The following is a 14,412-nucleotide window of genomic DNA, read 5'->3' on the forward strand; positions in this document are numbered from 1 at the left end:
GGGCAACCGCTTGGAAGCCATACCCGGTGTCTCTGGGTCTCTGGACCTTACGACGGCCCGTCCAACCCACGAACAAGGTAGGACCGCTTGGGCAGCACCACGAGCCGCGCATGTCGTCGCTGCGTTTGACGATCGCCAGGACCAGCGAGAACGCGGCCAGGCAGTACTCGACGAGACTGCCGGTGTAGCAGCCGTCCGCCCAGAGCACGATGCGGTCACCGGTGTCCGCGGCGGTGACCATCACGCCCAGCAGCAGGCCGAGGGTGTCGACCCCGACGTGCCGCTTACGGCCGTTGATCAGCTTTCCGCCGTCGAAGCCGCGGCTGTCCGCGCCGACGACGGCGTCCGCCTTGACGGACTGCGAGTCGATCACTCCGGCCGTCGGCTCCGTATTTCGGCCCAGCTTCTCGCGGACCTGGCCGCGCAGCCGGTCGTGGAACTCCTTGACCAGGCCCGTGGTCACGCCAGCGGCGGAAGAAGGCGTAGACCCGGTCCCACGGCGGGAAGTCGGCGGGCATCGTCCGCCACTTGATCCCGTTGTCCACGAGATACCGGATCGCATCGAGTATCGCGCGGTGGCAGTACGCTTCCGGCTGTCCGCCCCGACCACGCATCCAGCCGGGCACCGGCAGCAGCGGCCGGACCCGGGCCCACTCCGTGTCCGTCATGTCCGACGGGTACCGTCGAACACGTTCCGGGTGATCCGCCGCATTCCCGAACCGGTGAGCGACACAATCACACGTCGGTGCAACCGAGTTGAACTCCACCGGCGCGAGCGCATACAACTGCGGCAACAGGGTCTCCTGGATCTCGGTTGGCTTCGCAACCCCGAACTACCAAGAGGCCCTGCCTTTATGCCCGCGACCAACTGCGATCACCCGATCGAGACTCCCGTTCGACGCACAACTCTCAAGATCGGAACGACAACAGCAACTTATTCCGCATCAGGCGCAGCATGACCCCGGAACCATCCCCAACGGCGGCGCGCAGCACTTCTGCGAGGCTCTCGTGTAGATCGGGCGGCCTCGACAGTGACTTCGACCACAGCCAACGCATCAACATTTCCGTCGAGGTTCTCGCCACGTCGGTCGCCTGCCCAGACGACCGCTCGAAATCCGTCTGGAGCGATGCCTGTCTTGTTCTCCTCAAGAAACTTCTCGAGAAGCATCTGCCCCAGATCGAAAGGCTCACCAGCCCATCCGATGACGTTCACACGCTCGTCGCGCGTGGCCCAGACGACAGAGCCGTCCGGCCAGATCTGCTTGCGCTGCACTGCACAGGTGTAGACAGGCATGGGCCCGAACCTACCTCACTATCCGAGGAGTCCGACAGGGAACTGCACTTCGTGGAGTTCGGTCACAGCCAGAAGATCACCTGCCCAGAGCGCCACACTCGAACCGGTATCTGGCCAGAGCAATCGTCAAGACCTGTGGATGCGACGTCCGAAGTCGATGCGTCTCCTCCGGTTCCGAGATGGTGATGGAGCGTGAGCCGGGTTCGGAAGCTCGACAGCCTCCTTCACGGCGTGTAGTAGGCGGCGTACTGGGCAGAGTGTCCCTCGACGGAGAAGTCCTCGAAGTCGCTGGCCTTCTCACAGTCGAGCAGTCGCTGAAGCGCCGCTTCGGCTTCGGGTAGACGCTGAGACAACAGGTATGCCTTGGTTCTGGCCAGTCCGCTCCCGCACAACAACTGGATGTCGATCGAGCAGTCGGCGTCCATGCTGGCGGACTTGGCCTTCCAGATGAGCAATACGTCGTCGAGACCTCCGGCATTGAACAGCTGAACGCAGCACAGTTTCATCAGCTCGGTGTCGCCGTCACCCTGAGCCTGCTGCTCCAGCTGCATATGTACTCTGAGCAGCCCGCGAACCTCGTCGAGGCCCGCGCCGACAGGATGCAGACCGTAGCGGTGAAGGCACTCGTCTTCGTCCATTGCTATGCCTTTTCTCCGCGGCGGCAGCCAATGCGATTGGCCGGGTGAATCATGCCACGCGGGTCTCGGGGCGCTCGATGAGCTGGCCGCGTTCGCTCCAGGGCGGGCACGAAGTCGCCGGAGGACAGGCCATGCAGGTAGAGCAGCGGCAGCACCTAGCTGATCTTCGGCGACTTGCGGCACCACGGCGGCAGGATCGCCGAGGAGAACCGCTTGCGTTCGCCCGACGCCTCATCGACGCGCCTGTCGTTCACCCGCGGCGCCTTCACCTCGACCACACCCGCCGCCGTGGTCACCTTGCGCGGCTGGTGACAGCCATTGCGCACGACCAGGCGGTGGCCCTTCTCGTCTCGCTGATCGGCCAACTCGGCTATGTATGCGTTGACTTCGACCTCCAGGGCGGCGGCCCGCATCCGCCTTGCGCCCTCATGGACGATCTCGTCGATCGGAGAGGAGCCGTTGGCGGTAGTGCCGTCGGCGCTCACTACGCTGAGCACGGGCGTGCCTTCCCGACCTGCGCGGCAACGCGGGCCTACTCGATACCAGTCAATCGATCACTCGGGAAGGTACGCCCTCCGCGTGAGCCCTCCGGAGCCGATCCACAGGTAATGAGCATTGCTCGGCCGTAGGCATGTGACGGTCCTCTGGCGCATGGTCTCGGTCCGGCACGCTCAGCGGGTGATGTCGCTGCCGGAGCCGATCCCCTGGTAGTCGGCGGTAAGGGCCGTGGTGATGTCCTCCTCGTCGTCGTAGGCCCGACGGACTCCCGCCTCCAGTAGGCGGAGCTGCCGGTCCAGCGGCGCTTGACGTTCGGGCGGTGCCAGTCGCTTGAGGTCGTCGATCAGAGCGCGCACGCGCCGGGTCACCTGCGGGGTGGAGCAGCCGGCGAGCCGGATCTCCTCCAGCGCCAGGCGGACGAATCCCTCCCAGGTGAGGCTTCGGGTGATCAGCCGGACCGTGCCGTCCTTGTCGCGGTGACGGCCCGAGGGGAAGGGGCGGCAGGCGAGCTGGCGCAGGCAGTCGTGCAGCCGGTCGATCGACTGCACGGCGGTGGTGGGGTCGTTGAAGGGAACGGCGATGCTGCGCTCGGTGATGTCGACCAGCTTGCGGATGCCGTAGGCGCAGTCGTCCTCGTGGGTGCGTTCGTCGCCGAGGACGACCGCGCGGCGGAGGGCGGCCTGATCGAGGCGGCCGATGTCGCCGCGCACGCGGAAGAGAGGGCTGTCGCCGTGCACGAAGTCGCCCATCATCGGGACGGTCTCCAGCACACAGTCGGCGCGTGCGGCCAACTGCACCAGCCGGACGAGATCGAAGCGGACGAGGATCCCCGGCTCGCCGGCGTTCAACACCTCGTGCCGAACGCCCGGTTCAGCTGTCGGCAGCGTCTCGGTGTCCGGCCGCGGCCCGGGCGGTTCCTCCGCCTCGACCGGGTACAGACGGTCGATCTCACGGTGGGTGTGATCGCCGACCAGGTCGATGAGGCCGGCCGCACGCAGCGAGCGGCTGGAGTGGTGGACGTACAGGATGAGGCCGACGACGCTGGCCAGGACGAGTACGTACGCGGTGAGGACGGTCAGGCCAGGTACCCGGTTAGGGCTTACCTGCACGTTGCGCATCGCCACGATGGCGAAGGCGAAGGTGGCCGTGAACAGTCCCATGGCCCACTGGCTGACGCGGTCGTGCAGCAGGGCGCCCACGATGCGCGGTGAGAACTGCCCCATCGCCAGCTGCACGGCCACGGTGGTGATCGTGAGCACGAGGGGGATCAGGGTGGTCATCGTGGCGGCGACCGCGCTGAGTATCGTCTGCGCGTTCGAGGAGGTGCCCAGCAGACCCGTGTTCAACAGGCGGTAGCCGGTGGCGCGGTCGATCGCCAGGGTGCCCAGGGACAGGCCCACACCCCCGACGAGACACAACACCGGGATGACCCACATGCGCGAGCGCAGATACGCGACCGGCCCTCGTACGTGCTCGACGAGCTGGTTCAAGTCCGGCATGCCGACTCCGTTGTCCGGCGAGTCGTGGCGACGACTCGGCGTCGCCTCCAGCGTTTCGGATCTCAGGAGCCCGGCCGGTCCGCATCGTGGGTACAGTGCATGGCCCGGCCGGGCACCTGCGGCCGTGTTCTGTCAGCCGCTGTTGGGATGCAGGACGACCTTGGTCCAGCCTTCGTCTCGAGCGTCGAAGTGCTCGTAGCCGGTGGGTGCCTCGTCCAGGTTCAGTTCGTGGGACACGACGAAGCTGGGTTCGGCCTTGCCGCCGGCGATCAGGTCGCGCAGGGCCCGGTTGTACCTCTTCACCGGGGCCTGGCCGGTTCCCATCTTCTGGCCCTTGAACCACATCAGGCCGAATTTGAAGGGCACCTTGCCCTGGGCCTCCAGCTCGTTCTGGGCTTCCGCGCCGCCGGGGTCCTCGGGCAGGAAGACGCCGACCACGCCGATGTCGCCGGTGAAGCGGACGGAGTCGATCAGGCTGTTCAGGGTCAGCGTGGCGTCTTCGTGACCGTCGGCGTCGTGGGCCTGGTATCCGACGCACTCGCAGCCGTTGTCTGCGCCCAGGCCCAGCGTGGCCTCCTTGATCACCTCGCTGGGGTTCTCCTCGGCGTAGTTGATCGGGATGGCACCGATCTCCTCGGCAACCCGCAGCCGGTCGGGATGGTGGTCGACCACCCACACGCGGCCGGCACCCTTCAGGATGGCCGAATACGCTGCCATCAGGCCGACCGGGCCACTGCCGTAGATGACGGTCTGGTCGCCCGGTTTGACGTTGGCCATCTCGGTGGCGTGGTAGCCGGTGGGGAAGATGTCGGCGAGCATCACGTAGTCGAGCTGGCGTTCGGGGGCGTCCTCGCCGAGCCTGAGCGCGTTGAAGTCGCCGTAGGGCACGCGCAGCATCTCCGCCTGTCCGCCCTGGTAGGGGCCCATGTCGGCGAAACCGTAGGCTGCTCCGGCCAGGGAGGGTTCCGGCTGCATGGTGAGGCAGTAATTGGTCAGGCCCTTCTCGCACTGCTTGCAGAAGCCGCAGGCGATGTTGAACGGCAGGACGACCCAGTCGCCGACCTTCAGCTTGCGGACGGCGGAGCCGACCTCGGCGACCTGGCCCAGGTTCTCGTGTCCCAACGTCCGGCCGGTCTCGAAGGATGTGCGGCCTTCGTACATGTGCAGGTCGGAGCCGCAGATGTTGGTGGTGGTGATTTTGACAAGGATGTCGCAGGGGTGCTCGATCTTCGGCTCCGGTACGTCCTTGACGGCGACGTTCCGGGGCCCTTCGTATACCGCTGCCTTCATAATCGTTCCTCCGGTGCCCACGATCGCCGCGGTCACGAGCGGCGCTGGAGCGGTTGGATTTCCGAACATCCTGGGGCGGGTTCGCGGCAGCTCCGCGGGCTTCCGCAACTCGACGGGCTTCCGCAGCCCCACGGGCTTCCGCCGCGGTGAAGGCGCCCGCAGGACGCGACACCGCAGCGGGAGGGCCAGGCAAGAGATACGCAGACCTCTGCGGGCCAGCGACCGCCTAAGGTGACGATCCTCGTCCCGGTACCCATGGGGGCACACCCAATTCACTGCCACGAGCATCTCTGACACCACACGGCCCACCGGGCCCTTGCGGGAACCACGACGGCAATGCCGCAGCCGTCACGGATGATCACCGGAAGACGTCAATTTGACGGGCGCGCAGGCTCTTCTCACCGAACGCCACTAGGCGGTCTCGTTTGGATCAGCTGGCTGACCAGAGGAAGATCCCTGCGATGTGGAGTCCGGCCAGGTAGATGGTGGCGGTCTTCTCGTAGCGGGTGGCGAACGCCGACTGGTCGTCGGCGGCCGCGACTTCCACCACGGCCAGGCCCAGCCCCGCTACGTGCGCTTCGATGATCTCCCTCATGCCCGGGATGACAGGGTCCGCCTGCGAACTCCAATAGCAGGCTCAGCCCTTGGGCGACCTGGCCCCGCTCGCGCAGCAGGGTGCCGAGGCGCACGACGGTGTTGAGCAGGGCGGCCTGGACCGGAGCTCCGTCCAGGACCTGCTGGCCGAAGGTGTGGCGGACCGAGGCGCTCGCGGGCAGGGCGCCTGGGGTCACTCGGTCTCGGCGGCCTTGAAGGTCTGTCTCACAGGTCCAGCATCGTGGCCACCAGTTCGCTGCGGCTGTGGACGCCGGTCTTCGCGAAAACGCTCTTCAAGTGGTCCTGCACGGTAGCCGCGGTGATGCGCAGTTCCGTGGCGATGGCCCGCGAAGGCAGACCGGCGACGACCCGCGCCAGCACGTCCCGCTCGCGCGGCGTGAGCCCGTATGCGAGCAACAGAACCTCGGCCACGTCGGCGGCCGGCGCCGGGTGCATCGTCACGGCGACGGCCGCCGGGTGCGGGCCACCGCTCAGCGGCGAAGCTTGGACCGAGAGCCATCGGCCCGACCGGCCACGGGCCCGACCGTACGCAGGCAGCACTGCACCCCTCACCCGCGCGGAGACCTCCAGGACCGCGATCGGCAGTTCCGCCCCCAACGGTGCCAGCTCGTCCCGCCAGAGTTTCGCGGCCGGGTTCTCCGAGAGCAGCCGCAAGTCCTGATCGAGCAGGAGCACACCCGCCTCGGCCGGGCCCGGAGCGGCGTCGCCGGATGCCCGGCGGGCGGCGCGGCGCAGGGCCGCACCGACCGGGGCGGACAGCCGTCGCAGAACGCCGACGGCTGCCGGGGTGAAGTCGGGCCGCCCCCGCCGCGGAACAGCGCGATGGCGCCCCAGCACCGGCCGTCCGCCACGAAGCCCGCCCGCAGTTCGTGCCGCGCGTCGATCATCGGCAGCACGGCCCGGTACCGGTGGCTGGACTGCGGGTCGCCGCCGGTGGCCGCACTGAGCGTGCCTGCGGACACTTCGGAGTGGGCGAGCGCCGCGAACTTCAGCACGTCGTCCACCAAGTACTCGTTGTGCGCGGCGGCCGCGGCCGCCTCCGGCGTGAGCCCGACGCTGACGTCGTCGGTGATCAGCAACGTCGCGGGGTCGATGGTGCCGAAACAGTAGGAGTCGGCCGGGACGAGCCGCAGCAGCCGGTCGGCGATCCGGCGCCGCAGCTCCCGGGAGCCGAGGTCGAGACGGCAGATCGCCTCGATGTCGCGCACGGTCTCGCGCTGGGCGATCGGAGAGTTCACCCACCGAACCGTATCCCAGAGATGTGGGAGGGGCGCACGGCCTTCCGACGCCTACCCTCGATCCGAAACACCCGAGGCAACAGGAAGGTACCGAGGCATGTCCCCGTCCATGCTCAACGTCGGACTGGATCCCGCTCTGGTGGACGACGCGCCCTCGTCGCGGGCGGCCTTCCCCGAGGTCGACGCCGAAGCGGTCCGGTCCGGGATGGCCGCCGGCCGGGCCCGGCTCGAGGAGATCGGCTTCACCGTCGACGTCTGCCTGCTCGACTACGGCCGCACAGCCGAGGCGGTCTACCGCGCCGCGCTGGCCGCCAAGGACTACGACATCGTGTTGATCGGCGCCGGCGTCCGGCTGGACCCGGAGCTGACCCCGCTCTTCGAGGTGCTGGTCAACATCACCCACGAGCTGGCGCCAGGCGCGAAGCTCTGCTTCAACGTGAGCCCGTCGACGATCGCCGAGGCCGTCCAGCGGTGGTGGCCCGAACGTAAGCCGCTGATCTAGCGCCAACGCCGTACGGCGTTGCGGCCAGCCCTCGCGCCAGCTTGTCTGCCCGGCCCGCGCCCGGCTGGCCCCCGCCGAGGCTCTGTTCAGGAGATGCGCTGGCAGAATATGGCCAGAGCTGGGATTTCTGGAGCGCCAGCGGCCGCTCTCCGGTCGGCGGAATGGTGCTCGATCTCCCGTCCGGCTGAGTGGTCGAGCCCGTTGGCCACGCGGTTCGTACAGTGGTGGGTTCAAGATGTGCACGCCAACCAGGCCACCGTCGAGCGGTGGATCAAAGAGGGGAAGGAAGCGGTCCACATCGACCTCGACGACCCCGACACCTTCCCTGGCGCGCTGGAGGGCATCGACCGCGTGTTCCTCATGGCCGGCTACACCTCGGCGATGAACCACCAGACCAAGACGCTGGTGGACGCCGCCGAGGACGCCGCGGTCAGTTTCCTTGTGCATCTGGGAGTGTTCAGCGACGGACGCTCCACCGACCCGCACTTCGCGTGGCATGAACTAGTAGAGCGCTACATCGCCGGCAGCAAGCTGGCCTGGGCGAATCTGCATCCGCACATGTTCATGGAGAACCTGCTGACCATCAACCGCCTGCGCGACGGCCAGATGGTGTGGCCGATGGGCGACAAGCAGGTCGGCTGGATCGCCAGCGACGACACGGCAGCAGTCGCAGCCAAGGTCCTCGCCGAAGGCCCCAGGACGCATACGGGCAAGGACTACTTCCTGTCCACCGATCTCCTCAATGGCGCCCAGGTGGCCGAAGTCCTCAGCGCCGCCCTCGGGCGCGAGATCCCCGCGCGGGTCCTGACCCCGGACGATCTGCTCCGCATGGTCGAGGCCGGGGTCAGCATCGCACCTTCCAACATGGACGCCGCGTACGCCGCCAGCACACTGACCTGGGCGCGCCAGACCTATGAGGGGCGCATGGACTACACCGCGGTGACCACCAGCACGATCCAGGACCTGCTCGGCCGCGAGCCCATCCACCTCAGCTCGTGGGCAAGCGCACACCGCCAGGAACTGCTCGAGCAGCTCCCCTGAGGGCTGAGACGCCGCGCGTGCGACGCCGCATCGGTCTGGCCCCGCCGCATGGCGACCGAGCGCCGCGCCGAAGTCGGCGGCTTTGATGTTCGGGACGAAGAAGCCGTGGTCTCGATTGCGGTCTCAATCGCCGCTCGGTCCAGGGCGGTCCGGTGACGTCCGTCGCTGTCGTGCTTGCGCTCTGACCAGGCATGGAAACTGCGCACCGGACGCCCAGGGACGCCCCGGGACCAAGATCGGACAACTTGCAATGCGTAGGTCGTCGGTTCGAATCCGACAGGGGGCTCCAAGGCCCCTCCGCCGCGGTGGGGGAGGGGCTCGTGGGCGTCGGCAGGGTCAGGCGGTGACCGCCTTGGTCGGCTTGCTGGTCGCCGTGCCGTCCCGGTGGCCCGTGCGGTGGGCCGTGACCTTCACGGTGATCTTCTTGCCCTTCTGGGCCAATTTCAGGGTCAGCGTGGGCTTGGTGGCCCCGCTGATCGTCTTGCCGTTCGCGTACCACTGGTACGCGTACGAGGTCGCCGCCGGGCTCCATGTGCCGTGTGCCGCGGTGAGCTTCCTGCCGACCTTCGCCGTGCCGGTGATCGCCGGCTGCTTGGTCGCCTTGGGTGCGTCCCCCTTCGCGATCGTCACCGCGGCCGAGGTCGCCGACCCGCTCAGCCAGCCGCTCTTCACGGCCGTCACGGTCACCGTGAGCTTCTTGGCGACCAGGGACGCCGGGACGGTGTACGTCGAGGCGGTGGCCCCGGAGATCGCCTTGCCGTCGGCCTTCCACTGGTACGCGTAGGAGCCCGGGGTCGCCGACCAACTCCCGGTCGTGGCCGTGACCCTGGCTCCCACCTTGGCGGTGCCGGTGATCTTGGGGGCGGCCGTGCTGGTCAGCCGGGGCTGGGTCACCGCGAAGGAGCCGCGCGGGTACTCGCAGCAGGCGGTGAACACGCTGACATTCCAGTCACCGGTCGCCGCGCCCGTCAGGTCGAGGGTCGCCGTCACCGAGCGGTTGTCGGCGGCGACGGAGTCGGCCTTCGCGGTGATGGTCCTGCCGGCGAGGCTCAGCCGTACCTCCGTGTTCGGGCCGAGGGCGGTGCCGGTGACGGTCACCTTGACCTTCGTCCCGCTCACGCCGGTGACCGGGCTGATCCCCGTGACGCTGACCCTGTCGGTGCCGCAGAGGGTGGACTCGCAGGCCAGCCGGGCGCTGTAGGCGGTGCTGGACGCGCTCTCGGGCAGGCTGAGCAGGAACACCGTCGGGGTGGCCGCCGTGGACGAGCCGAGCGCCGCGCAGTCGTAGCCCTCGCCGCCCTCGCCGATGTAGCGCATACAGCCGTTGCGCCAGGACGCCGTGTTGTACAGCGCCGGTACGGCCGTGGCGGTCGCGCCGGTGGTGTCCTTGATGCTGGCCGAGAAGCGGTCGAGGCCGGCGGTCGGCAGCACCGCGCAGACGGCGCTGTGCGCCTCGTCGAGGGCGCCGGTGATCGGGCCGTACCCGTACGCCACGGACGGGACCCTGGTGCACTCCGGCGCGGGGCCGTCGGCGGTCGCGATGCGCAGGGCGTCCAGGTGGTACTCGGGCGAGGCCTTCAGGTCGGCCGGAGTCTGGAGGAGCACCTGGTGGGTGGTGGAGCCGGTGACCGCGCAGGGGCTGTTGCGGTAGGAGCACTCGGACTTGCCGTCGCCGCCGATCACCGCGATGTTCGCCGTGCCCAGCGCGTCCCGCACGTTGACGTGGACGACGTCGGTGGCGGCGGGAGTGGTGACCTGGACGCAGTCGATGGTGCCGGGCGCGCCGTAGGAGCCCTTCGCGGAGGGGCCGCCGATCTTGGCCGCCGCGGTCTTCGTGCAGCCGGCCGACGCGGCGGTGGCGGTGACGTCCCGGCGGGTCAGCGTATACGTGGCCGCCTTGTCCCGGCCGGTGACCAGCACGGTGTGGGCCTTGCCGGGGGTGAGCGAACAGATCGTCCAGCCGTTGGTGGTGGCGTAGCGGTTGCAGATCTTCTTGCCGGTGGAGTCCAGGACGGAGAACGCCGCCGGTACGTCGCCGGAGGTGGCGGTCAGCTGGAGGAGCTCGGCGCCTGTGTGGGCGTCGGCCGGGATGGTCAGGCACTGGGAGAAGACGCCGTCACCGGTGGCGAAGGCGGCCTTCGCGCCGTCGGCCCTGAAGCTGCCGGCTGGCAGCACGGGGCAGCCGTTCGGGGCGTCGGTGCGGTACAGGGCGACGGCGTAGGAGCCGGTCGCGCCCTCGGCCTGGTACTCGGTGTGCACCAGCGCGCGGTAGGGCGCGCTGCCGGTGAGCGCGCAGTCGCCGTCGGCGATCTCCTGCGCGGTGCACTGGGCGGTGCCGTCCCGGTCGAGGACCTCCACCTCGGCGTCGACGCCGGAGGAGGCGAGCGGGGTGAGGGCGGCGATCCGGGCGCCCTGTGGGGCGGGCAGGGTCAGGCAGTCGTACTGGCCGGCCGTGCTCAGCTCGCCCTGGTGCAGGCCGTACCCGGTGGTCCCGCAGCCCGCGCCGGAGGCGCGGTCGAGGACGATCAGCCCCTGGCGGGCGGTGCCCTCGGGGATCGCGGTGTAGGTGCCGGCCGCGGGCACCCGGCAGGGATCGGTGCCGGAGCGGCACACGGTCTTGCCGTCCGTGTCGTAGACCTGGACCGGGCCGGTGCCGCGGTCCTCGTTGACGTAGTGGACGGTGTACGGGCCGGCCTTGTCGGTGGTGAAGGTGTAGCAGCCGCCGGCGGTGAGGTCCTGCGGGTCCAGGGCGCCGTAGGGACGCACGAGGGCGGTGACGCAGCCCTGAGGGTCGTTCAGACGGCGGGCCGCGACCGTGTAGTCGGCCGGGAAGCCGTTCTCCGAGTAGGTCACCTGTGAGATCACCCGGTACGGGCCGCTGCCGGTCAGCACACAGCTGTCCTCGCCGTCCTCCGGGAAGTGCGGGCAGATTCGGGCGCCGGTCGCGTCGGTGAGCCACGCGGTCGTGCTGCCGTAGACCGAGGTGGCGGCGGTGAGGCGGATGCGCTCGCCGGGCTGCGCGGTGAAGGGCTGGCAGTCGACCTCGGCCGGGCTCACGCTGGTGCGCGTGGTGAGCGGCTGGTCCCAGCCGGTGCCGGCCGAGTCGAAGCAGCCCGGTGTGGCCGAGCCGAGCGGGACGACGGTGAGCGTCGAGGCGGCCGGGTCCCAGCCGGTGTTGACGACCTTGAGGGTGTAGGTGCCCGCCGCGGGCAGGTCGCACCAGCCCTTGACGCTGTACTCGTTGTTGTAGCAGTCGAGTTGGGTGCCGTCGGCGGTGGACAGCTGCGGGTACAGGTCGCTGCTGCCGGCGCCGAGGGAGACCAGGTGCAGGCCGGGCGCGTCGGCGGTGACGGTGAAACAGATGCTGCCGTCCGCCGGCACCGACACTTGGGCCTCGGCGTCCCCGGGGTCGCCAAAGTACGCGAGGGCCAGCGGTGCGCACACCGGGTCGTCAGCACGGGCGGAACCCGCGCCGGTCAGTGTGAGGAGCGAGGCGAGCAGGGTGACGACGAGGACGGTCACGGCGGTGAGCCGCCCGGGTCTCGCCGCCGTACCGTAGGCGGTGCCGGACATCAATTCCCCCCTGGAATCCCTGGAATGTGGACGTTGTGGCGATGATCGCACACAGGTATGACACAGTCTCCACGGGTTTCCAGGGCGCCGGCGCCCGGCGGTGCCTCAGTGCCGCCCCGCCACCCGGTCCGCGAGCCGGGCCAGCCGGGACGACTCGGTGCTCGGGTGGAGCCGTTCGCGCTGGTCGGCCGCGCGGTAGGTGGCGTACATGCCCTGGACGCCGAGCCACCGGAAGGGCTCCGGCTCCCACTTGCGGACCTTGTGGTCGACCCAGGGCAGCTCGGTCAGCTCGGTGCGGCCGCCCTGGCCGGAGTCGAGCTGGACGAGGTCCCGCAGCGTCCGTGCCGCGAGGTTGGTGGTGGCGACCCCGGAGCCGACGTACCCGCCGGCCCAGCCCAGGCCGGTGGAGCGGTCCAGGGTGACCGTCGCGCACCAGTCCCGCGGCACCCCGAGCACCCCGGACCAGGCGTGCTCGATCCCGACACCTGACAGGCTCGGGAAGAACCGCACGAGGATCTCCCGCAGCGCCTCGATCGTCGCCTCCTGCGTCCGGCCGTCGTTGTCCGTCCGCGACCCGAACCGGTACGGCACCCCGCGCCCGCCGAGCGCGATCCGCCCGTCGGCCGTGCGCTGGGCGTACATGTAGGCGTGCGCCATGTCGCCGAGGGTCTCCAGCCCCTGCCACCCCACCGACTCCCACTGCTCCTCGGTCAGCGGCTCGGTGGCGAGCATCGAGGAGTTCATCGGCAGCCAGGTGCGCTTCTGCCCCTTGAGGTTCGCGGTGAAGCCCTCGGTGCAGCGCAGGACGTAAGGGGCGCGGACCGTGCCGTAAGGGGTGACGGCGTGCTGGGGCCGGATCTCGGTCACGGGCGTCGACTCGTGGATCTGCACCCCCAGCGCCTCCACGGCCGCCACCAGGCCCTTCACCAGTTTCACCGGGTGCAGCCGGGCCCCGTGCGGGGTCCAGGTCGAGCCGACCGCGTCGGCGACGCGGATCCGCTTCCGGGTCTCCCCGGCGCCGTACAGCTCGCGGTCCATCTCGCCGTACGACAGCTCGTGCTCGTGGAAGGCCCTGAGGCGGGCCAACTGGGCCGGGGTGGTCGCGACTTCGAGGACCCCGCCCTTGTGCAGATCGGCGTCGATCCGTTCGGCCGCGGCGACGGCCACCACCTCGTCGACGGTCTCGGTCATGGCCTTCTGCAGCCGTACGGCTGCCTCGCGGCCGTGCAGCGCGGCGTACCGGTCGCGGCCGGCGATGCCGTTGTAGAGCCAGCCGCCGTTGCGGCCGGAGGCGCCGTAGCCGCAGAACTTCTGCTCCAGGACGGTGATACGCAGGAAGGGGGCGGCCTTCTTCAGGTAGTAGGCGGTCCACAGGCCGGTGTAGCCACCGCCCACGATCACCACGTCCGCCGACGCGTCGCCGGCGAGCGGCTCCCGCACCGCCGGGAGGCCGTCGTTCGCGTACCAGAAGGAGATGCCGCCGTTGACGACAGTGCTTGCCGAGCTGCTCATGGCCGGACGTTAGCTCTTGAGGGCGGCCAGTGTCTCCTTCGGATTCCATGCTTTTCCCCGGCCCCTGGCCAGCGGATAGCAGGCGAGACCGATCAGTGTGGCGACGAAATGTCCCAGGTCGGTGAAGGTGGGCGACTCGGTCAGCGGCAGCCCGTAGACGAGCAGGACGAGCGTGATGTACGGATACCGCCAGGGCGTCGCGATCCGGTAGGCGAGGACCGCGATGGCCCCGGCCAGCGCGTAACTCACCCCGATGTCCAGGGTGTCGACCGCGGAGTGCGGGGCGATGCCGTCGTGGATCCCCTGCAGCAGCGCGCCCTCGCTGATCAGGGTGGCCAGCACATGCGCGGCCACGCACACCACCAGCCAGCGCGCCGTACCGAGCCAGCGTTCCGCCGGTGCGTGGAAGACGGTGTAGAGGAAGGCGTACGGCACCCAGTGCCCGCCCTCGATCCACATCGCGCTGGCGACCAGCACCCGCAGCGGGTTGTCCGACAGCTCACTGATGTTGGTGGACCGCTGCCGCAGGAACTGCTGTTCGAACTGCGGTGGCATGTGGTGCAGCGCGACGGTCGTCACGAAGAGAATCGCCAGCCAGATGTATGTGCCGGGGGCGCTGCGGACATACGCCCACGCCTTGCCGCCGAGGCCCCGGAAAATTTGCATGAGGCGATTCATGCACGGTCGTAACGTCGTGCGGGTGATTGACATT

Annotated in this window: 13 protein-coding genes and 2 pseudogenes; 2 read left to right on the forward strand and 13 right to left on the reverse strand. The window is 69.2% G+C overall.

Features of this window, described 5'->3' with window-relative positions; genetic code table 11:
• From ABZ396_RS06910 to ABZ396_RS06955, 10 genes and pseudogenes are all read right to left on the reverse strand, one after another.
• On the reverse strand, positions 1-463 hold a 463-nt coding region (locus tag ABZ396_RS06910), incomplete at its 3' end, for a transposase (protein ID WP_358926089.1).
• A 49-nt stretch (positions 464-512) separates the two neighbouring features.
• Positions 513-668 (reverse strand): annotated as a pseudogene (locus ABZ396_RS06915) (transposase); the annotation flags it as partial.
• A 266-nt stretch (positions 669-934) separates the two neighbouring features.
• Positions 935-1,294 carry a hypothetical protein gene (locus tag ABZ396_RS06920; protein ID WP_358926091.1) on the reverse strand — a complete coding sequence of 120 codons (360 nt, stop codon included), beginning with the start codon at positions 1,292-1,294 and terminating at the stop codon, positions 935-937.
• 224 nt (positions 1,295-1,518) lie between these two features.
• Positions 1,519-1,932 (reverse strand): hypothetical protein, encoded by a 414-nt coding sequence (locus tag ABZ396_RS06925; protein ID WP_358926093.1) that lies wholly within the window; start codon positions 1,930-1,932, stop codon positions 1,519-1,521.
• 92 nt (positions 1,933-2,024) lie between these two features.
• Positions 2,025-2,429, reverse strand: a pseudogene (locus ABZ396_RS06930) (transposase); the annotation flags it as partial.
• 174 nt (positions 2,430-2,603) lie between these two features.
• Complete coding sequence (locus ABZ396_RS06935) at positions 2,604-3,929, reverse strand: DUF2254 domain-containing protein (RefSeq protein WP_358926095.1); 1,326 nt, start codon at positions 3,927-3,929, stop codon at positions 2,604-2,606.
• A gap of 132 nt (positions 3,930-4,061) precedes the next feature.
• Positions 4,062-5,219 (reverse strand): glutathione-independent formaldehyde dehydrogenase, encoded by a 1,158-nt coding sequence (locus tag ABZ396_RS06940; RefSeq protein WP_358926097.1) that lies wholly within the window; start codon positions 5,217-5,219, stop codon positions 4,062-4,064.
• 430 nt (positions 5,220-5,649) lie between these two features.
• Positions 5,650-5,814, reverse strand: coding sequence for a DUF6207 family protein (locus ABZ396_RS06945; protein WP_358926099.1), 165 nt, complete (start codon positions 5,812-5,814; stop codon positions 5,650-5,652).
• Positions 5,815-6,038: 224 nt separating this feature from the next.
• The gene (locus tag ABZ396_RS06950; RefSeq protein ID WP_358926140.1) at positions 6,039-6,269 is read right to left on the reverse strand and encodes a helix-turn-helix transcriptional regulator; all 231 of its coding nucleotides are present in this window, start codon (positions 6,267-6,269) and stop codon (positions 6,039-6,041) included.
• A gap of 113 nt (positions 6,270-6,382) precedes the next feature.
• The gene (locus ABZ396_RS06955; protein WP_358926101.1) at positions 6,383-7,072 is read right to left on the reverse strand and encodes a hypothetical protein; all 690 of its coding nucleotides are present in this window, start codon (positions 7,070-7,072) and stop codon (positions 6,383-6,385) included.
• A gap of 97 nt (positions 7,073-7,169) precedes the next feature.
• Here ABZ396_RS06955 and ABZ396_RS06960 point away from each other — a divergent pair, with 97 nt between their 5' ends.
• Positions 7,170-7,574, forward strand: coding sequence for a hypothetical protein (locus ABZ396_RS06960; RefSeq protein WP_358926103.1), 405 nt, complete (start codon positions 7,170-7,172; stop codon positions 7,572-7,574).
• A gap of 237 nt (positions 7,575-7,811) precedes the next feature.
• Entirely contained in the window at positions 7,812-8,615 is an 804-nt protein-coding gene (locus ABZ396_RS06965; RefSeq protein ID WP_358926105.1) for an NmrA family NAD(P)-binding protein, read from the forward strand.
• A gap of 336 nt (positions 8,616-8,951) precedes the next feature.
• Here the strand turns inward: ABZ396_RS06965 and ABZ396_RS06970 are convergent, their stop codons facing one another.
• From ABZ396_RS06970 to ABZ396_RS06980, 3 genes are all read right to left on the reverse strand, one after another.
• Positions 8,952-12,188 (reverse strand): Tat pathway signal protein, encoded by a 3,237-nt coding sequence (locus tag ABZ396_RS06970; protein WP_358926107.1) that lies wholly within the window; start codon positions 12,186-12,188, stop codon positions 8,952-8,954.
• Between the two features lie 105 nt (positions 12,189-12,293).
• Complete coding sequence (locus ABZ396_RS06975; RefSeq protein ID WP_358926109.1) at positions 12,294-13,700, reverse strand: FAD-binding oxidoreductase; 1,407 nt, start codon at positions 13,698-13,700, stop codon at positions 12,294-12,296.
• A gap of 9 nt (positions 13,701-13,709) precedes the next feature.
• Entirely contained in the window at positions 13,710-14,366 is a 657-nt protein-coding gene (locus ABZ396_RS06980; RefSeq protein ID WP_358926111.1) for a rhomboid-like protein, read from the reverse strand.
• Positions 14,367-14,412 lie beyond the last annotated feature (46 nt).

Origin of the sequence: Streptomyces sp. NPDC005866 (genome assembly GCF_040629895.1) — a bacterium.
In the GTDB taxonomy this organism is placed as follows: Bacteria; Actinomycetota; Actinomycetes; order Streptomycetales; family Streptomycetaceae; genus Streptomyces.